This window comes from Arthrobacter mangrovi (genome assembly GCF_026011795.1).
GTDB classification, from domain to species: Bacteria; Actinomycetota; Actinomycetes; order Actinomycetales; family Micrococcaceae; genus Crystallibacter; species Crystallibacter mangrovi.
Map to the genome: position 1 here is coordinate 66,882 of NZ_BRVS01000026.1, position 19,609 is coordinate 86,490.

Sequence of the window (19,609 nt, forward strand, 5' to 3'; positions counted from 1 at the left end):
CCCTGCTAGGGCCGGAGGTTCAGCGGCTTCACATCGATGCCGTCCCTGATTAGGCCGAGCAGGTCATCCTGCCGGGCTTGGCCGAGGGTGAGCCTGTACTTGGCCAGGCCGGAGAGCATGTGGTTGGTGCGGGAGACATCGCGGCTGAGGGGGTGATCCAGGAGCCGACGTTCGATCTTGTGCGGGCCGCAGTGGATCCAGTGCGGGGCGAATTCCTTGGTGGGACCATCCGGCTGGGCAGCGATGTGGTCTGATGCTGCTTGGAACAGCGCCTCCCAGGGATTGCCGACACCGGGCTTCAGTACGGCGTCGGAGTGCGCCGCTGCCACGTTCTTGCGGACCGCGTGGCCGAGGTAGCGGTGTACGCGGCCTTCACGCTGCTCGAAGTCGACCGGGCTTCCTGGAACATTCCAGTGGATGACGGAGTGCGTCCACCAGTGGAAGTCGATGCCTTCCTGGCCCACTGAGGTTGAGGCCAGGACGAAGGGCCAGAACGGGCTGTTGAAAGCACGCCGCACGTCCGGCATGCGGCTCGTGTCGCCGTCGTCCGTTTTCGCGTTACTGTACCTGACCGCGAAGCGCACGCCCATGCGCAGGTCTTCGTGGGATTTGTCTGGGTACTTGGCAAGCAGCTGGGCCGGCTTTAGCGACAGCGCCCTTCGCATCTCGTCGGCTATGGACCAGAGCTGTTCATTGCTGATCCCGCCTGGCGGCTGCTGGCTGCGGAGCTGGAACACGTACTCGTCCAGAACGGCCTGCAGGTTGCCGTCCTCGCAGTAGCGGAGCACCTTCTGCCAGTAGTCGCCCTCGGGATAGAGCCTGTCCAGGAGCTCAGTGGCGTCGAGCCGGTTAAAGAGCGTGCGAAGGCCCGTGGCTGCGAAGAGCGCGGCCTTCCAGAGCTCGGCTCGGTCGAAGTCCTCCGGCAGGATGCGGCCCAGCGCCCGGTACATGCAGTTGCCGGGCGAATTCAGCGCCAACTGCTCAAGCCCGTCCTCCCACTTCGGAACGTCACAACAGATGGTCTCGAGCATTCGGTCGACATGTGCGAGATAGAGCTTGGCTTCACTATCGCGACCGTCAGTCGGCCCGGCCTCGGTGTCCTTGTCGTGACCGAGTGACATGAGGTAGTCGGCCACGCCCTTGATCTGCCTGCGCATGACGGCCACCCGTCCGTTCCACTGAGCCGGCAGGGCTCCGGGAATCGCGAAATAGGAGGCCCAGAGACCCATTCGCGCCGAGTCATCCACTGCAGCCGAGCCAACCATCGCCCGCCCTGCGGCAGCAACTGCAACGCGGGCGGCTTCGCCGGAAATGACGGAACCGGAGGAAGCTGCGGCGGCGAGCGGATCCCCGGCCAGGGCGAGCGCGGCGTGGGGTACGAACAGCGAGAGCGCCGACATAGCGCGCGGCTCGCCCTCGCTGACCCGGTAGCGCAGGCGTCCCCGGAACCGCTTGCGGGCCTCCGCCGTGTTCTCGCCGTGCAGCTCGGAGCCTTTCATAATCTGCCGCTCGGCTTCGTAGGAGAGCACGGTGGTCAGGGCGCTCGGGGTTGCGTTCCACGCTGAGAACACCAGTTGTTTTGTCACAGCATTGCCTGCTTCGGAGAACGGGCCGGCGGGAGCCAGGTAGGGGAACGACGGCGGAATCCACAGTAATTGCCACCAGCCCTGGCCTGTGGTGTGGTCCCGGACTGCCCGGAACTTGGCGCTGTCCGTCTCAATCTCGCCGTAGCGGCGGTAGGCTTCGGCATCAATGGTGCAAAGCTGTGGAAGCAGCGGCCTGACGGCTTGCACGTCGCCCTGGACACGTTCGTCTATGACCCGACCGATTTTGTAGTCGGTCAGGAAATGGGCGAACATCGGCACCGATTTCCAGTACTCCATCGCGCTGCCGCTTTTACCGGCGCGGAAGACGGCGGACAGCGCTTTGAAACTGCCGAGGTCCCGCGCCCGCACGTCAACCGGCGCCATGGGAATGACTTCGAGCATGTCGTCGTCGCCGAGCTGCGGCCGCTCTGTCCGGCACATGAATTGCTTCAGGGATTCTTCAATCCGTCCGGTCAGCCCGTGATCTTCGACGTGCCCCATCAACTGTCCGCGCCGTTTGTCCAGGTCGCTTACCAGGTCTTCGATGTACCCGGGGCGTCCACGGGCGAGGAACTTGAGCAGCTGGCGGAAGTCCGAGGCATGGTCATCCCCCTCGGCGTCGCTTGCCGAGGTGTGCGCCTTGTAAGGGGTGGCCGACAGGAGAAGGAGCTTGGCGCCGTCGTAATTGAGGAACTGGCGGGCCAGTTCGGCGGCCGCGTCCTCCTCGGCGTTGTCCGGTTTATAGAGCAGGTCCCGGAACCGCTGGAATTCGTCGAGGATGATCAGGTCCGGTTCAAGGCATTCGAGGCCGGCTTGGGCCAGATCGCCGCGCAGCCCGCCGATGATCTCCCGCATTCCGGCCCGTGCAGCCTCCGGTCCGCGTTCTTCGGCCAGACGCAGTGCGCTGCGCATTTTCTCCAGGCTGCCGCTCGCGTCGGCCAGGGCTTCAAAGCGCTTGAGGACGTCCGCGGGCGGACCGGCCGGCAGGCTTATTCCAGCGCGGTAGACACGCCAGGCAAAGTTCCCGGGCTGCGAACCGGCCCGCAGCAGCTCGATCGGCGCACCGCGGTCCTCCAGCTCAAAGAGCCTGAGCCCGGCCAGCATATGGAACAGCACCGCCCGCTCGTCCGCGCGGCCGGTCGCCCCGCCCACGTTGAACGACGTGCCCGGCGTGAGCGAGATGAAGTTGACCCGCTTGCGCGTCCCCGGGGCCGGCTGAGCATCCAGTTTGCTCAGTGCCAAGGGCAGCAGCGTCAGCCGGCCGGACTCAATGATGTCCGCCTGTCCGGTGACATTGAGTCTGCCGAGATTCTGCTTGGCCAGGTCGGCGTTGGAACAGACATAGATGATGTCGATCCGGTCCACCCCCGAATCCGGGCGGTCCAGCAGCTCCGTCGTCTTGGCAATGACCCCGCGGGCGATCAGGGACTTCCCGAGGCCGGTTTCGTCCGCGACGAGGAAGGCCTCCGCGGACTGCTTATCCAGGTATAAGCGCCGGAAGACGTGCTCCACGGTTCTGCGCTGGAAGCCACGCAGTCCGGCCAGCACAGGTTCGGCTTCAAATCCCACGGCTCGCTCCTTCCGGGGCACTGCCAAGATCAGCTCCGGTCGCCTCGACCGCGGCCATCCAGAGTGAGTGCAGGTAATGGATCTCTTCCTCTTCGCCACGCAGCTCCAGCAGGCGATCGATGACAATCTTCAAGTCGGCGAAGACCGCCGGCGCGTCCGCGTTCGCGACAGCGCCGACAAGTGCTTCGAAGAGGCCCGCGGTGCCGCTGCCACCGAATCCTGACGCAAACGACCAAGCGGCGCCGGTGCCGCTGCCGGGTGGAGCCGTTTCCGGGGTGAGGAAGAGCAAGAGGAACTGGCGCAGCTTGTCCGGATCGTCGAGCTGGCGGGCAATGATTTCCTCCAGCCGGCCTTGCGGGTCCGTGCGGAGGCTGCCCTGCACGACCGTGCTCTTGCTGATCCCGCTTTCGGGGTCTTCCAGCGTCAGGATCAGGTACGGTGTTACGTCCGCGAGAGGAATGCCTGGGAAGGCGTGTTCCTGCCGGCCGGCGGCGGGGACGACGGCGGTGCTCGCCTGGGGTACGGACAGCAGCCGGAGCTGGGCCTGGAACCGGGGATCGGGCGACCAGTCATGCGTGACGGTTACCGTGTAGGTGGGCTTGCCGCCGAGGCACTCGTCCGGGAGCGCGTCCAGCAGGAACAGTCGGCCCGCGGCATCACGCAATGCCGACTCGAGGCGGAAGGCTGCCTCATTTTCGTCCGGCCTTGCCGCACCGCCGTCGCCCAGGTAGTCCTCGAAGGGCACGCTCTTGAGGTTTTCACGGATCGTTTGGACGCCGAGACGGCTCTTCTTCCCACGCAGCTCCACGAGAAACTCAATGTTCCGGGTGAATCCGGCCAGCGTCGCATTCGAGGAGCCGAGCAGGGCATAGGTCCAGTGCGAGTAGTCGCAGAAGTACGCCTTCGCGTGCAGGCCGGATAGGTCCTCGGCAGTGGCCTGCTGACCGGACGCGCCCGGATCTGCCACGCCGGTGGCGGAAGATTCGGGAATCCCGAGCTCGTCGAAGGCGCTGAACTCGGTTCGCTCGTCCTCGACCGTCTCCGTGCCCAGCAGGTCAAGCTGGTCGGCGCGTGAGTAGACATAGACCTTCTCCGTCCAGCGGTCATGGAAACGCCCGATTATGGTGTCGTCCAGGAAGGGGGAGATGATCAGTTTCTCCCCGCCGAGGAAGGCTTCCTTGCCCGTCTTGCCGTTCAACCCGGGGTAGGCGTCGGGAGAACCAATATGGGCCACAACGGATCCGGTCTCCGGCTGCTCACCCGTGCCAAGGGGGCGGAAGGCCAGCTGGTCGATGCCGTCCGGCAGGTCCCACCGGACGGATCCTAAGCGGGAAGCGAGCCCGCGCAGGCGGGCCAACCGGTCGCCGTCGTAATCTACCGTGCACAGCGCCGGAAGCCGCAGAAGGAACCGGGACAGTGTTGCGCTGCTGGGCCCCGTCGCTGCAGGATTCTCCGCCGGTGCTCCATCGAGCCGGACCAACAGGTCCCAGCTGGCGTCGGGGGTGAGGTTCCGGCTGCTGCAGAGGAAGCGGTACTGGCGCTCCTCATCATTCTCGAACTCCAGGAACCAGACCTTCGGGTGGAAAAGCCCGCCACGCGGCGCGGACACCTGGTGCACCATCGGCTCGAGCAGCGCGAGCAGGTCCGACGCGTCCTTCGGGGCCTTGATGTGGCCTGCTTGGCAGAAGATATCGATCCTGTCCGACACCTTGCGCAGCGCGCTCAGCACCGCCACCGGGTTGGTGAATTCCTCGCCGGAACCGGCAACAAAACTCAGCGGGACCGACAGGGCGCTGATCATGTCCAGCGTGAAAGTGGTGCCCACGGCGTGTGAGAGCCGGAATCCGGTAGGTGGGCGCAGCTGCTCGGTCAGCGCTTGACGGTTCCCTGGATCAAGCATGGGAGACCTCCGGTGCCTTCTCAAGGCCGTCATGGACGTCGAGGACTGTTCGGCGGACCTGCTGCCAGCGAAAGGTCAGGGCGCTGACGGAACCCGGTGGTGTCCAGGCCCGCAGCCTTCGTTCATTCTTGAACCGGGAGTTCGCCTTCTTCATCAACCGCTCCCGGCGTTCGACGGCGGTGCGCACCTCGGTGTTGTCGATCAGTTTGGAAGGGTTCTGCGCTGACTCGGTGATGGCGCGGGCGAACTCGAGGGTGCTCGAACTAATGCCGCGGTTGAGGGTCCGGGCCCGGGACAGGAAGTCCTCCAGGTCCCAGGCTGCGAGAAGCTCCTGCTTGAAAGGCCGTTCGCCTTCCCAGTTGTCCAGCAGGGCCTCCATCTTCTCAAGGAAGTCGGCGCGGCTCGGAATATGGCCGGGGACGTGCTCGGCCAGTAGCCGCTGGTAGAGAATGCTGGCACCGTTATGGACGAACGAAAAGGCTTCGGCATCCCGCAGCCAGGTGCTCGGCTCGTCCTCCGCGCTGCGGCAGGCGGGATCCAGCCACGGGGCCCAGAATGCTGTAGCCGGGCGGTTCCCGGCCGTCACCAGGTGGGCCAGCATCGTCCCCGAGCAGGTACTCAGGATCCGTTCCTGCAGCCATTCGGCTTCAGGGTTTGTCAGTTCCAGGCCCCGGTCCTCCGTAGCCGGAAATCCCTCCGGTGGCTTGGGCAGGCTCGGGTGCCAGACTGAGAAAGCGTCCTGCCCCTCCTCGGCAACCGGCGGGTCCGAACACATCAGCTGGGCCGCCGTTGCCCGATCCACCTCTGGATTCACGATCCCGAACCGCCTCAGGGCGGACCAGTACGCGGCGGAAGGCAACTGCTGCACGGTCCTGCCTGCGTCACGACCGATGAAGCTCTGGACGCCGATCTCCTTGAACCGGTCGACCAGCCTCCGCTCCGACTCTTCGACGCGGAGCCGTAAATGGTCCGGCTGAGCCACTCCGTGCCTGCTGGTGAGGTAAGCCCACGGCACGAGGATCATGTAGCGGGCGCCGACATGCAGTACCGACGTTCCAGGGAAGAGGCTGTTGCTGATGGCGTCGCGCAACTGTCCAGTCCCAAGATCATCGGTCGTCTCCGGCGAGCCGAACAGCTTGACCAGCTCGCGCATGCGTTGGTTCTCGTCCGTGGAGGCATCGAGCCAAGAGATCAGGGACGTCATGACCTAGTCACCCTTCCCGGGTCGACGATGCCCTCCGGCGCACGTGGTCCCAGATCGCGTGGTCCAACTGCGTAGCGTCTATTCTGAGAACCTCCGCGGAAGCAACGAGCAATGAGCGGGCTTCCGCCGGCGTCACCGTTCTTGCCAGCGCTTGGCTGACGAACCTGACGATCCACGTATCCGCCTTGATGCCTGGAAGCCCAAGAAGCATGGTGAAGTACTCCCAGGTCACCCAGCCCAGCCCATGTACCGAGACATATGCAAGCTTGTGCTCCTTATCGCGTGCATCGAGGTCGTCAGAATTCTGTACACCGATTCGGGCAAGGTTGGCCGCAGCTTGAATGATGCACTTGGCCTTAAGCGATCCAGAAATGACCTGCCGGTTCCCGAGAACTTGTGCGAGCTTATCGGGATCGAATTCGGCCAGGCGTCGCAAGTCATTCGGCTTGTCATCCTGGACGTCGTCCTTATAGCGGCGGACGGCCGCGCGTACACCTGTTGTCGGCGAGCCATAATTCGCTCTGATCGACAAGACCGCGTCGATCAACGCGGACTCGATCTGCCCCGGCCAGCCAGTAGGCCGGTCCATCAGTGGCGTAGGTAGTTGGGTTTCTATTGCCGCAACCAACCGTGCGATTGAATTGTCGAGACTCATCGTTTCATTCCCCATGCAGCGAGTATCGCACTGGACTCTGACAGTGTGGGCTGGCCGATGAGCCTCCGGGCTGCGTTTCTTTCGCTTTCGCGGCTATGCGAGAGGGATATGCAAAAAAAGACCTGCCCCCAGTGGGGACAGGATGGATGATGCCTCTAGTGTTTCACAGGTTTGCTTTCGCGCAAAGACGTGAACCAGCCGGTTCTACCCCGGCGGAGGAAGCCGAGCGGCCACGGAATGGACCGGAGTTGTGACGCTGTCCGGAAGCGCGAATTCTGCCAGCCCGACGTTTGAACTGACCGGCGGCGAGACGCGCCTGAAGTACAGCTTCGAGGGCAACGAGGACTTCGTGGTGGTCGCGGCCTACCTGGAAGAAGCGGGCACGGACCTGACCCAGGACGGCGGTATCCCGCTGCTCATGCTGGACAAGCCGGAGCGCGGGGAGACGGCCGTGCACAAGTCGGGCGGCGAGTACTTCCTGGACGTCCGGGCCGCGAACATCGACTCGTGGACCGTGACGATCGAGGAGATGAAGTAGGTCTCTTGGGCTCGGTTGCTGGGCGGCTTCGGCCGCCCAGCAATTTTGTCAGACCCGGGAAGTACCTTGAAAGCATGGGCGGGCTGTCTCTCCGGGTGGCTCGAAGGAACAGGTTGGGGGACCGGATCATGGCGGTAGAAACGTGGGAACGAAGCGGTGCGGAACTGGCTGAACATATCCGTGCCCGGCGGGACAAGCATCTTGTAGTGATCTCGCAGCGGACGGACTCGGACCTGCTGCACCTGGACGCCGAGTACGTCGGCGCCGAACTCGAGGGACTCGCCGACGTCGTCGTGGTGAAGCAAGGTCCCATAACCTATGGGCTCTCCGAATCGGTCCCGGAGGACTGGCGGGTTTACGGTGACTCGGCGCGCGCGTATCCAGCCGAACTGTCCGCCGGAATTGGACGCCCCTCCATCTTCGTAAAAGCATTCAGAACCGCCGAACGCCGGAGCAAGGCGGACGAACTCATCGACCTCGTTAATGGCTTTCCGGTGCCGCCCGCGGCGCTTCGGCATTGCTCGGTTCAGCGGCAGACACCTGCCCAACCGGCGATCCGCACCGGCACCATCACTGGCTTCCTGGGCGGAGGGGAACGCGCGATAGTTTCGTTTCCCTTCGGAGTGACCGGAGCCATCAGACAGGAGGACCTGGTTCCGAACGTGCGGTTGGATTGGCTGCTGGCCGCCGGCCAGGAGGTCAGCGGCCGCCTCGACCCGGAATCGAAGGTCCTGCACCTCGAAGCGGCTGTCCATATCCCGAGACTAGGGCAGGCTTACCAGTGGAACTCGCTGGTACTTTGCCTCGTGGAAGAGGCCACACCGGAGGCTGCGAAGCTGGCAGTCCTGCCCGGCCAGACGATAACCGTTCCGCTTGCGGACATCAGCTCAAACCCGCTGGACCAGGCCGACGACTTGGTGACCCCCGGCCAGATCGTCGTTGCACGGCTGCGACAGCAGTGCGGCCGCCCGAAGCTATCTCTCATTGACGTTGACGACGACGAGGACCCGGTGCGCGCACCGGTGCTGATTGCAGGTGGAACGCCATGGTTGGAACTGGGTCGAGACCTTCTGCCGCCGACAACGGCCGAACTGGATCAACGGGCTGAGGCGGCCAAGGCGTCGGCCGCCGAAGAAGCGGCGCAGCCTTTGCCTGCTGGAGATGCTCAGCCAGTGGCCGGTCCTGCGCTCAAGCAGGTTCAGCTGCAGCTCGCGACTCTCCAGGCGCAGATGCGGCGCCTGCGCGATGACGCCGAGAAGCATGGGTCTGCGGTCCTGGAGATGGCCGGGCTGCTGGCGCAGGTGGACCAGTTGGAGCGTGAGCTGGACAAACAATCGGAGGAGCTGGACAAGCTGCGCACGGAGACGCGGCAAAAGACTGCTGAGTTGATGGCAAGCAGGTCGCGGGCACAAAAAGCCGAACGGAAGCTACGCCGGGTACAGGATCGTTCCGGGCATTTTGCTTCCCAAGAGGAGCAATTCCGGCACGAGCTGTACCTGGCCTGGGTGGAGCGGGTGTCCGCGGCGGAGAAATCCGCGCTTTGGCTTCAGGACTTCGCCGTTGGGCCCAAGCTCTTGACGTCGTTCTACGTACATTCTGAAGAGCACCGAAGGAAGGCGCTCAAGGCGTTGGTTGATTTGCTCGTCGGACGTGCGGCTAAGGTGCAAGGCCGGCAGCTCCACCAGCTGCGCATCGGCGAAGGCGGAGAAGATGCGCCGATTGTCCGTGCAGAGGATGGCGCCAGGTGCTGGCGCATGTCGGTCGAGTCCAACGCCCCGGCCGCCCGCCGCATCCATTTCTGGTGCATTCCGGGTGGGGGTATCGAACTCCACGAACTCGTGCCGCACGAGGTGACAACGGTCTGATGCACCGACGACGGCGCCTGGCGCACTCAGCCCGCCGGGCGGCGTCGTACTCCTCCGATTTCCGGGAACTTTTGCGTGCTGTCATGGCGAGGGTGTCTTGGTGCACAAATGCCAAGTTTACTTACTAATTTGCTCCGTTTGTGGTGGGATCGATAGGGAGTTCGGTTCACCGAGCAGGCCGGTAAGCAGCCGTTCCGGCCGGGGCGGCGGCCCTTGAGGAGGAGGACGTATGAAGGCACTGACATGGCAGGGAAAGCGTTCGGTAAGCGTCGAGGAGGTACCGGATCCCCGGATCGAGGAGCCGACGGATGCGATAGTCCGCATCACCTCGACCGCGATCTGCGGATCGGATCTGCACCTTTACGAGGTGCTCGCTCCGTTCATGGACAAGGGCGACATCATCGGCCATGAGCCGATGGGGATTGTCAAAGAGGTAGGCTCGGCTGTCACCCACATCAAGGTCGGCGACCGCGTGGTCATTCCGTTCAACGTGTCCTGCGGCAACTGCTTCATGTGCAAGCAGGGACTGCAGTCACAGTGCGAGACTACCCAGGTCCGTGAGTACAACAGCGGCGCGGTTTTCCTGGGCTATTCCCGTCTCTATGGCTCGGTGCCCGGCGGACAGGCCGAGTACCTGCGTGTTCCGCACGCCGACTATGGTCCGATCAAGGTGCCGAACACCGGCGAGGACGAGCGCTACCTTTACCTCTCCGATGTCGTGCCCACTGCATGGCAGGGCGTCCAGTACGCCGCTCCGCCAGCGGGCGGCTCCCTGGCCGTGCTCGGTTTGGGCCCCGTCGGCCAGATGTCCGCCCGGATCGGCCGGCACCTGGGTTACCGGGTGCTGGCGGTCGACCCGGTCGCAGAGCGCCGGGCCATGGCGGAGCGCCACGGCATCGAGACGTTGGAGTCTTCGGACGACGTGGTCGAGCGGTTGAGGGATCTCACCGACGGTCGCGGTCCGGACTCCGTGTTGGATGCGGTCGGGATGGAGGCCCACGGCTCACACGTTGCCGGGGTGGCGCACCAGGCAGTGGGACTGCTGCCGTCTGCGTTGGGCCGCAAGGCGATGGAGACCGCCGGAGTGGACAAGCTCAGCGCCCTTTACACCGCCATCGACGCCGTCCGGCGCGGCGGCACGATCTCGCTTAGCGGCGTGTATGGCGGCATGAAAGACCCGCTGCCGATGCTGACGATGTTCGACAAGCAGATCCAGCTGCGTATGGGACAGTGCAACGTGAGGTCCTGGACCGACGACCTGCTGCCGCTGGTCGACGACCCCTCTGATCCGCTCGGTGTTCTCGACCTCAAAACGCACACCGCATCCCTGGATGAGGCTCCGGAGATGTACGAGAAGTTCCAGAAGAAGGAGGACGGTTGCATCAAGGTGGTGCTCAAGCCGTAACCCGGAACGCTGTTGGATCCCGGTCCCCGAGGGGCCGGGGTCCAAAGCCTCCGCCCCGATTGTTCCTGCCCGATGCCGTGTACTTCGCCACAAACCCGGTCTTTTGGATACAGAGCCTTCCGCCGCGCGGTTGAATATCTTTTGGTAGGGCACCTACGGCGCCCGCAACCTCTTCTCCTGCGCATCTTGAGGAACATGCTCATGCACGACCTGCTGGACCAGCTCCGCAACCACACTCCGGTAAGAATTGCCCACATCGAGCGAAGCGGCGGCTCCATGGCCGTGACCCTGCGTTTCGCGGCACTCACTGCCATGCTGCACTGCTCGGGTTCCGGGCCGGCCGGGAGGAACGACGTAGAACTGCGCTACCGCGGGCAATCCTTGAGAGTCAATGGGGCGAGCGCGGCGGAACAAGCGGGCCGGATTTGGTCTTGGTGCCAGTGGCAGAGCGAGATCCGGGAACCCGCCGGCCGGGAACCGCGGAAGGTCATGGCAGAGTCATAACCTTCCCTGCCGCACTGCGTCGAGCCGTTACTTGAACCGCACGACGTCCCACTCAAGGATCCGTGCGTCCGCGAGTCCCTCGGTGGTGAACGGGTCGCCCGCGATAAATCGTTCGGCGTCCTCGCGGGAAGTGAAGATGCCCATCGACGAGCCGGCGGGATCGGAGGCCTGGAACGGTCCGAGCGCGATGAGCCCCCCGCCGTCGGCCTGGAATGCCTCGTAGTAAGCCTTGTGGCGGGGAAACGTCTCGAAGATGCGCGAACGGTCGACGCCCTGATTTAGCCGGTACATCACAACGAATTCCATGTGGGCGATCCTAGCGGCGCTGGTGGGGGAGCGGGAGGGCTGCCTCCAGGCTGCGATTCGGGACAGGGCGGTGGAAGCGAAACCGGTTCCACCGCCTGAAGATCCATACGGCGCGTCAGGACCTTGTGCAGGCACGAGAGTCAGTTGCGGAAATCGACGAGGGCGTCTGGAGTGCGGCGGCGGTGATCCGCAGCGAGGGCAGGCCAATCGGCACGTTGTCCGCACCGTGCCCGATCTTCCGGGTAGATAGCGACAGAGCCGCGCTGGTCCTCGATGCTGTAAGGCGTACTGCCGGCCAAATCAGCACAGCCCTCGGATCCTGACCGGGGATCCGGGCGACGCGTCACTCATGCCCGGGCGGAAGAAGGACCGTGCAGATGCCGGGACCGGGCTTCTTCCCTGTGGTGCGACACGGCCGGCTGCAATCCGCGAAGAGGCAGCCGGCCGGTCGTCCTACCACTCACTGATAGGGAACGGCCAACGTAGCATCGCCACCTTGGGAAGACCTGAGAGAATCATGGGAAGATTCGAGGCATGAAGGGCCGGCGCTTGGTCCGCGGCGCGCACAGCGGTACGGACGGGTATGGACGCCGAAGCCGGCTGCTTGACCCCGACGCCGTGTCCATGGTCCCTTCTGCTCCCGCCCGGATGGTGAAGAATCCGGTAATTGATGCGCCCCAGCCTTGAAGGGAGCAAGGCAGGCAAGGCAGCGCGGCCGACGGGTCAGAGCAGGACGGTGCCTGGCTCCTCTTCAGGGGAGTGTTGTCCCCCCGGCGCTTGGAGGAAGCCGTGTGTCTCCGCAAGGGTCAAGCCGGCGGCGACCGCGATTGCTTCCGGTTCATAGCCTTTGGCGATGAGTGCCTGGACGCTCTCGGACAGGTCATATTCCGCCTGGTCCAGCGCCCATTGCGTGCTTTCGACGTCGGCTGCGGCCAGCCAGACTTGCAGGACCGCCGGAGCAGAAAGGGCCTCGGGCATGCGGGGCTGGATGATGGTTTGGGGGTTATCCGGTACGGCGGGCTCTACAGCCTCATTTGTGGCAACCGGGTGAGAAAAAAACAACGTGCGTTTCTGTGGATGGCTCCATGGGGGCCCTTCCAAACAGGAAGCGATACTTACGGTCGCTAAGCGAAAGAAAGCCTCATACGGGAACGAGACCGGCCGGTCTCGCTCCCGCCCAACACTACACCCCTCCGGCAGGACCGGGAATGCACGGTCGTGGGGCTGCCGCCAGCCCGCGACGGCGGGAGGGCGCGACGGCGGTGCGGTGCGGCTCCTCAGCCGCACCGCACCGCCGTCGTTATGTGCGCTTGCTAGAAGGGGTAGTCGGCGATTTCCGGGCGCACGGTGAGCCACTGGAGCTCGGTGAAGGACTCCATGTTGGCCTGGTGGCCGCCGATGCGGGAGCCGTTGCCGGAGTTCTTCGTGCCGCCGAAGGGGGAGTTGGCCTCGTCGGAGACGGTCTGCTCGTTGATGTGGACCTTGCCGGAGTCGACGCGGTCGGCGATCTGCATAGCGAGGCCGACGTCGCCGAGGATCGACAGGGAGAGGCCGTACTCGTTGTTGTTGGCCAGTTCCACCGCTTCGTCGATGGTGGCGAACTTCGTCACCGGGGCGACCGGGCCGAAGATCTCGTCCTTCCACGCGGCGTTGTTCGCGTCGAGGTCGGCCAGCACGGTGGGCTGGTAGAACGGGCCGTTGTTGGTGCCGCCGGCGGCGAGCCGGGCCCCGGCGGACACGGCGTCCTGGACGATCGAGTCGATGCGCTTGAGCTGGCGCTCGTCGATGATCGGGCCAATGGCGACGGCGCCGGTCTTCGGGTCGCCGACGGGCAGGTTCTTCGCCTTCTCGGCCAGCGCGGCGACGTAGTCCTCGTAGATGTCTTCGTGGACGATGTGCCGGCCGGTGGTCATGCAGATCTGGCCCTGGTGCATGAAGGAGCCGAAGGCGGCGGCGGAGGCGGCCTTGGCCAGGTCGGCGCCCGGAAGCACGATCATGGCGTTGTTGCCGCCGAGTTCCAGATGCACGCGTTTGAGGTTCCGGGCCGCGGATTCGCCGATCTTGCGGCCGGCGGCGGTGGAACCGGTGAAGGCGATGACGCGGACCTCGGGGGCCTCGACGACGGCGGCGCCTATGTCCGCGCCGCCGGGCAGGAGGGCCAGCAGTCCGGCGGGCAGTCCGGCTTCCTCGAAGATGCGCATCAGGGTGACGCCTCCGCTGACGGCGGTGCGGGGGTCCGGTTTGAGCAGCACGGCGTTGCCCAGCGCGAGGGCCGGGGCGACTGCGCGGATCGAGAGGATCAGCGGGAAGTTGAACGGTGCGATCACGGAGACGACGCCGACCGGACGGCGGCGGGCGAAGGACCAGCGGTTCTCGTTGGTAGTGAGGACGTCGCCGGCGGGCAGCGAGGGCAGCGCCGAGGCTTCGTAGCATTCGTTGGCCGCGACGTGGGTCTCCAGCCCTGCCTTGGGACCGATGCCACCGGACTCGCGGACGAGCCAAGACTGGATTTCCTCGGCGTGCTCTTCCCAGAGCTGGCCGGCACGGCGCAGCACGGCGGCGCGTTCCTCGGGCTTGCGAGCGGCCCATTCTTTCTGCGCCGCCGCGGCGGCCGCGGCCGCCTCTTTGACGTCTTCGACGGAGGCCACGCCGTAGCGGCCCAGCACATCGCCGGTGGCCGGTTCGATGCTGTCTGCGGCTCCGCTGCCGCCCTCGCGCCAGCCGTTGACGTAGATCTTGCCATCCCACAGGGAGGTTTCAAGCAGGGACATTTGCCGTCCTTTCGGTGTTTTGCTGGTTCGTTCTGGAGCTAGCCGGCCGTCTTCAGCACGGCCTTGATGGTGCCGCCGGAGGTGGAGTCCGCCACGGCCTGGTCGATCTCGTCAAAGCCGTAGTACTTGACCAGCTTGTCGAAGGGGAAGCGGCCGGCCTTGTAGAGCGCGATCAGTCCGGGAATCAGCTGCTGGGACGTGGTGGAGCCGCCGAGGGTGCCGATGATCCGCTTGCCCCACAGCGTGCGCAGGTGGTCCACGGAGAACCGGGCCTCGGCGGGGGCGCCGCCGATCAGGATCAGCGTTCCCAGCATTCCGACCGCATCGGCCGCCTCTTCGAGCACCTTGATGTTGCCGGTGCACTCCAGCACGTAATCGGCCGGTCCGCCGCAGATCCGCTGGATCTCCTCGAGGGCGTTGACCTTTCCGGAGTTGATCGTGTGGGTGGCGCCGAATTCGCGGGCCAGCTCCAGCCGCGAATCGTGCAGGTCGATGGCGATGATCGTGGCGGCCGGCGTGTTCTTCGCGGCCATCACGGCGGCGAGGCCGACGGCACCGGCTCCGTACACCACCAGGGACTGGCCGGGTTCCGGCTTTGCGGTGTTGAATACGGCGCCGGCGCCGGTAGTGATGCCGCAGGCCAGCGGGCCGACGAGTTCCAGCGGGATGTCCCGGTCCACCTTCACCAGCGACGACGCCAGGGCCAGTGAGTAGTCCGCGAACGACGACTGGCCGAAGAAGTGGCCGGAGATCCTGCTGCCGTCGGCCCGGGTGTACGCGGACGTGCCGGCGTCGGGTCCCTTGAACCGCGCGCCGCTGACCAGCGCCTCGCCCAGGCGCAGGCAGTACCGGTGTTCGCCGCGCAGGCAGTTTTTGCACTCGCCGCAGTACGGCCAGCCCATAATGACGTGGTCGCCCACGGCCACGTTGGACACGCCCGGGCCGACCGCCTCGACCACGCCGGCGCCCTCGTGGCCCAGCACGCCCGGCAGCGGCAGCGGCATGTCGCCCGCCTGGGTGATCAGGTCGGTGTGGCAGAGTCCGACGGCGGCGACCTTCACCAGCACTTCGCCCGGCCCGGGTGCCCCCAGCTCGAGCTCCTCGCTAACAAACGGGGCATCCTTGCCCTCGACCACCAGCGCATTGATCTTCATGCCACGCTCCTCGTCAAGTTGTTGATGCGTCAATCATTTCCCTTTGGCTGCGCCGAGTCAAAGATCCTCCGGGAGGGAAAGAGCCGTATCCACTTCCTGCGGCCATACTTCCCCAGAATCCGGCCCGAAGCCAGAACCTCCGCCCGGTGACGTGGACAAACATTCGCGAGAAACCGCCGTCGTTGTTTGCTTGCCCGGCGGGCTGCGGGGGCGGACGATTGTTTCCTAGCCTCAGGAGGCACCCATGCGGGTCGGTTACCGGACACTGCGGGCCGCGGCCGTGGCGGCCTCCCTCCTGGCGGCTCTGGCCGGGGGCCTGCTGCTCTGGCTGCGGTTCAGCCCGCTTCCGCTGGCGGTGCTGCTGCGGGTCCTCGCGGACCGCGACGGGCGGCGCACAGCGGAGGCAATGGCGCAGCACGTGCCGGACGGGATCGCCGAACTGCTGGACCAGCACTATCTCGGCCACCGGGTGCACACTTACCTGGACGTGTTCTTTCCCCGGGAAGCGGCGGAGGAGTCGCTGCGCCTGCCGACGGTGGTCTGGATCCATGGCGGCGCGTGGATTTCAGGCAACAAGAACGACGTCGCCAATTACCTCAGGATCCTGGCCTCCTACGGTTTCACTACCGTCGGGGTCGATTATTCGCTGGCCCACACGCGGCGCTATCCGGCCCCGGTCCGCCAGAGTGCCGCTGCGCTGCGCTACCTCGAGCAGCACGCCGGCCGGCTGCACATCGACACGGAACGGATCGTGCTGGCCGGGGATTCGGCCGGCGCGCAGATCGCGGCGCAGCTGGCGCTGGTGGTCGCCGACGCGGACTATGCCGGGAAGCTGGGCATCGCGTCGCCCATCGGTGCGGAGAAGCTGCGCGCCGTGCTGCTGCACTGCGGGGCCTACGACCTCTCGCTCGCCGGGGCCGACCAGGCCGGGAACCAGAACTATCTGCGCACCGTGCTCTGGTCCTACACCGGGGCCAGGGACTACCTGGAGCGGCCGTACATCGCGCTGGCGTCGGTCGCCCAGCACGTGGACGGGAGGTTCCCGCCGGCCTTCGTCTCCGCCGGCAAGGCCGACCCGCTGCTGCCGCACTCGCTGGGGCTGGTGACCGCGCTCAAGGCGAAGGGTGCCGAGGTGGAGGAGTTTTTCCCCGGGACGGAGAAGGGGCCGGGACACCAGTACCAGTTCGACCTGCGCCTGGAGGCGGCGTGGGAGGTGCTGCGGCTCAGCGTGGAGTTCCTCCGCCGCAGGACGGACTGAGGGGGTCCCGGACTGGCGGGGCGCCACAATGCGCGGTGCGGGTGCGTAGCGCTGCGGCGGGCGCTGGTAGCGTCGCGTGCATGATCGAGATCACGGGCGCCCTGCAGCGGCAGGCATGGATGGACAAGCGGCTGCCGCCGGTCGAGCAGCTGGACGGCGGGCTGTGGTCCGTGCCGGTGGTCTTCCCGAACAATCCCATGCGCTACACGCTGAGCTATGTGATGGTCGACGGCGGCGACTGCCTGGTCATCGATCCGGGCTTCGATTCGGATGCGGGTTATGCCCAGCTCGGCGCGGCGCTGGAACGGATCGGTCCCGGGATCTCCGGAGTCACCGGGGTCTTCGCGACGCACTACCATGCGGACCATCTGGGGATGGCGCGGAGGGTGGCGGACGCCGCCGGCACATGGGTTGCAGTGGGTCGGCTGGACCGCGACGTCCTGCGTGGCTACGGGGAGCCGGGCGGGGCGATGGAGGAAGACCGGTTGCAGTACCGCGGATGGGGCGTGCCAGCGGAAAAGCTGGCTGAGGTACTGCTGCCGCCGCGCGCGTTCGAACGGATCCGCGAGGAGGCGGCGGTTGACCTGGTGCTGGACGGCGGCGAGGAGCTGCCGGTCGGGTCCCGCGTCCTGCGGACGGAGTCGACGCCGGGGCATACCCCCGGGCACCTGATGCTCTGGGACGACGCCGCCCGGCTGGTGCTCAGCGGCGACCACATCCTCCCGCGCATCACGCCGAACGTCTCGCTGGTTCCGCACGAGCATCCCGACCCGCTGCGCAGTTACCTGACGTCGCTTGAGCGCACGGCGGAGGCGGAGGACCACGAGGTGCTGCCGGCCCACGAGTACCGGTTCAGGGGCATCGGCGCCCGGGCCCGTGCCCTGCGGGCGCACTCGATGGAGCGGCTCGACGAAGTCCTTGCCGCCCTCGAAGCCCAGGCCGATCCGACCGTCTACAGCGTCGCGGGCCGGATCGGGTGGTCGCGCGGCTGGGAATCACTCGGCGGCTTCCAGCTGCGGATAGCGCTGAGCGAGACGGCCGCGCACATCCAGTACCTCGCGACGTCGGGGCTCCACTCCGGCGTCCCGGGGCTGCCCGCCGTGCCGGCTGCTTCGGGCGGGCCGGCCGTGCCGGAGGCGGCGTCGGGCATCGGGGTGCCGGCGGCGGGGTCATCCTAGAACCACCCCAGTAAACGAAACTAGGGTCCTTTGGCAGTGGTCAAACGCTCTACAAGCGACCAGACTGAAGGTGGTTGCAGCGTCTTCCTTGGGGGCGGCTGGTAACGGCCGGGGTGGCAACACCCGAGAATCGCAGCCCGCGAAATGGCTTGAAGTGAGTTGGCTTGGGGAGGCCTGACTTCGGGCCATTTCGTTTGTCCGCTCCTTTTCGGCTCCGGTTTGCCGCCGAGGGCTTTCTCCGGGCGGCGTTGGCTACACTGGCCTCGTTGACCGACCGATGCCGAAGAGCTGGAGGAACGATGTTCAGGCCGGGGGCGCCCCTCGAAGAAATCGAAGAGGACGTCGAATCGATAATCACGGAGCTGGTGCACGAGCTGGGCAGGACCGCGGAGGCGGACCCGGAACCCGCGGGGGCGGAGGAACGGGCATACATCAAGGCCTTCTCCGACGCCCGCGCCAACAGCGCCGGCGACCAGGCTGGACTGCTGGCCACGGCCATCGGGCGGCCGAACCTCGCCGAGGCGCTCATCTACCTGAACCGCCGGCTGGACCGGATGGACCTGGATCCGCAGGACCCGGCGGGCATCATCGGCATCATCGTGCGGCTGGCAATGGACGGGCTGTGGGTCAGCGACATCCTCGACGACACGCGGTTCAGTCCGGCGGAACGCCGGAAGATCACGGACATCCTGACCGGCATGACCTACCTGACGGACAGCCACCTGGAGAAGCTGGAAGCCCAGGCGGCACGGCGCTAAGGCCGGCGCGCAAGGGGCCTGGCCGCGGCACGCCGCGGCCAGGCCCTGGAACCGTGCCCGGAGCTACGAAAATCCGGTGCTTCCGGCCCTTCCTGACCGGCCTTCCCGGCGGTACGCTGAGGGCTAATCAACGGTTGGCCCGCTTCTTTCGGGAGTGCTGTCATGACCAGTGCAGACGTCGTCCGCTCAGCCGGAACGGAGCTATTCGTCAACCGCGATCCCGAAGCCGTGGACCGCTACTATGCGCCCAACTACCGCCAGCATTCCCCGCTGGCGCCGGACGGGCCGGAGGCGCTGCGGCGCTTCGTCGGGCACCTGCCGCTGGACTTCCGGTTCGAACCGCTGCGCATTCTCGAGGACGGCGACATGGTGGTCATCCACTGCGTCTACCACGGCCTCGGACCGACGCCGATGGTCGCGTTCAACGTCTTCCGTGTGCTCGGCGACCGGCTGGCCGAGCACTGGGAGGTGCTGGCGCCGCTGGCCCAGGACTCCGTCAGCGGACACTCCCAGGTGGACGGTCCGACCGAGGTCACCGATCTGGACAAGACGCTCGCCAACAAGGCCCTCGTGGGCGAGTTCGCGCAGAAGGTCCTGATGGAGCGGGACTACGCGGTCGTGGAGAACTACGTCGCCCGCGACTTCGCCCAGCACAATCCCGAGGCCGGCGACGGGCTGGAAGGCATTGAAGCCGCGCTGGCGGTCTGGGCGACGCAGGGCCGCCCGCTGACGCACCGGATGATCCACAGGATTGTCGGGCAGGGGAATTTCGTGCTGACTGTTGCCGAGGGCGAGTTCGGCGTCCCGGTGGCGCTGTACGACCTGTGGCGCCTGGAAGACAGCCTGATTGTGGAGCACTGGGACGTGATCCAGCCCGTGCCGTTCGAGATGCCGCACGGCAACGGGTTCTTCTGAGCCGCGAAATTGACGGTGGGGCCGCCTACTCTGGATGACGAAG

The 19,609-nt window shown here is 65.9% G+C and carries 15 protein-coding genes; 7 read left to right on the forward strand and 8 right to left on the reverse strand.

From position 1 onward, the window contains the following. Positions 1–5: 5 nt before the first annotated feature. From AHIS1636_RS17135 to AHIS1636_RS17150, 4 genes are read right to left on the reverse strand one after another with little or no spacing between them, the layout of a single operon-like run. Positions 6–3,155, reverse strand: a complete 3,150-nt coding sequence (locus AHIS1636_RS17135) for a helicase-related protein (RefSeq protein WP_264797056.1) — start codon at positions 3,153–3,155, stop codon at positions 6–8. Further along, the gene (locus AHIS1636_RS17140; protein ID WP_264797057.1) at positions 3,145–5,055 is read right to left on the reverse strand and encodes a phospholipase D family protein; all 1,911 of its coding nucleotides are present in this window, start codon (positions 5,053–5,055) and stop codon (positions 3,145–3,147) included. The genes AHIS1636_RS17135 and AHIS1636_RS17140 overlap by 11 nt, the downstream gene beginning before the upstream one ends. Next, a complete protein-coding gene (locus tag AHIS1636_RS17145; RefSeq protein WP_264797058.1) occupies positions 5,048–6,259 on the reverse strand; it encodes a DUF6361 family protein in 1,212 nt (403 codons plus the stop codon). The genes AHIS1636_RS17140 and AHIS1636_RS17145 overlap by 8 nt, the downstream gene beginning before the upstream one ends. 7 nt (positions 6,260–6,266) lie before the next feature. Further along, entirely contained in the window at positions 6,267–6,929 is a 663-nt protein-coding gene (locus AHIS1636_RS17150; protein WP_264797059.1) for a DUF8548 family protein, read from the reverse strand. 235 nt (positions 6,930–7,164) lie between these two features. Here AHIS1636_RS17150 and AHIS1636_RS17155 point away from each other — a divergent pair, with 235 nt between their 5' ends. The 3 genes from AHIS1636_RS17155 to AHIS1636_RS17165 all read left to right on the forward strand — a co-directional run bounded on the left by AHIS1636_RS17155 (position 7,165) and on the right by AHIS1636_RS17165 (position 10,722). Next, positions 7,165–7,452 (forward strand): hypothetical protein, encoded by a 288-nt coding sequence (locus AHIS1636_RS17155; protein WP_264797060.1) that lies wholly within the window; start codon positions 7,165–7,167, stop codon positions 7,450–7,452. Between the two features lie 128 nt (positions 7,453–7,580). Further along, positions 7,581–9,317, forward strand: coding sequence for a coiled-coil domain-containing protein (locus AHIS1636_RS17160; protein ID WP_264797061.1), 1,737 nt, complete (start codon positions 7,581–7,583; stop codon positions 9,315–9,317). 229 nt (positions 9,318–9,546) lie between these two features. Continuing rightward, a complete protein-coding gene (locus tag AHIS1636_RS17165; protein WP_264797062.1) occupies positions 9,547–10,722 on the forward strand; it encodes a zinc-dependent alcohol dehydrogenase in 1,176 nt (391 codons plus the stop codon). Between the two features lie 531 nt (positions 10,723–11,253). On the opposite strand, the gene AHIS1636_RS17170 is transcribed toward AHIS1636_RS17165, so the two are convergent. The 4 genes from AHIS1636_RS17170 to AHIS1636_RS17185 form a co-directional block, all read right to left on the reverse strand. After that, entirely contained in the window at positions 11,254–11,532 is a 279-nt protein-coding gene (locus AHIS1636_RS17170; RefSeq protein WP_264797063.1) for a YciI family protein, read from the reverse strand. 723 nt (positions 11,533–12,255) lie between these two features. Next, entirely contained in the window at positions 12,256–12,510 is a 255-nt protein-coding gene (locus AHIS1636_RS17175; protein WP_264797064.1) for a hypothetical protein, read from the reverse strand. Positions 12,511–12,845: 335 nt separating this feature from the next. Beyond that, entirely contained in the window at positions 12,846–14,303 is a 1,458-nt protein-coding gene (locus tag AHIS1636_RS17180; protein ID WP_264797065.1) for a benzaldehyde dehydrogenase, read from the reverse strand. Positions 14,304–14,341: 38 nt separating this feature from the next. Further along, on the reverse strand, positions 14,342–15,457 hold the full coding sequence (locus tag AHIS1636_RS17185) for an NAD(P)-dependent alcohol dehydrogenase (protein WP_264797066.1): 1,116 nt from the start codon (positions 15,455–15,457) through the stop codon (positions 14,342–14,344). Positions 15,458–15,701: 244 nt separating this feature from the next. Between AHIS1636_RS17185 and AHIS1636_RS17190 the strand changes: the two genes are divergently transcribed. The 4 genes from AHIS1636_RS17190 to AHIS1636_RS17205 all read left to right on the forward strand — a co-directional run bounded on the left by AHIS1636_RS17190 (position 15,702) and on the right by AHIS1636_RS17205 (position 19,566). Next, on the forward strand, positions 15,702–16,715 hold the full coding sequence (locus tag AHIS1636_RS17190; RefSeq protein ID WP_264797067.1) for an alpha/beta hydrolase: 1,014 nt from the start codon (positions 15,702–15,704) through the stop codon (positions 16,713–16,715). A gap of 80 nt (positions 16,716–16,795) precedes the next feature. Continuing rightward, a complete protein-coding gene (locus AHIS1636_RS17195) occupies positions 16,796–17,893 on the forward strand; it encodes an MBL fold metallo-hydrolase (RefSeq protein ID WP_264797068.1) in 1,098 nt (365 codons plus the stop codon). 299 nt (positions 17,894–18,192) lie between these two features. Then, positions 18,193–18,651 carry a TetR family transcriptional regulator gene (locus tag AHIS1636_RS17200; protein WP_264797069.1) on the forward strand — a complete coding sequence of 153 codons (459 nt, stop codon included), beginning with the start codon at positions 18,193–18,195 and terminating at the stop codon, positions 18,649–18,651. Positions 18,652–18,813: 162 nt separating this feature from the next. Next, complete coding sequence (locus AHIS1636_RS17205; RefSeq protein ID WP_264797070.1) at positions 18,814–19,566, forward strand: nuclear transport factor 2 family protein; 753 nt, start codon at positions 18,814–18,816, stop codon at positions 19,564–19,566. The last annotated feature ends 43 nt before the right edge of the window (positions 19,567–19,609 follow it).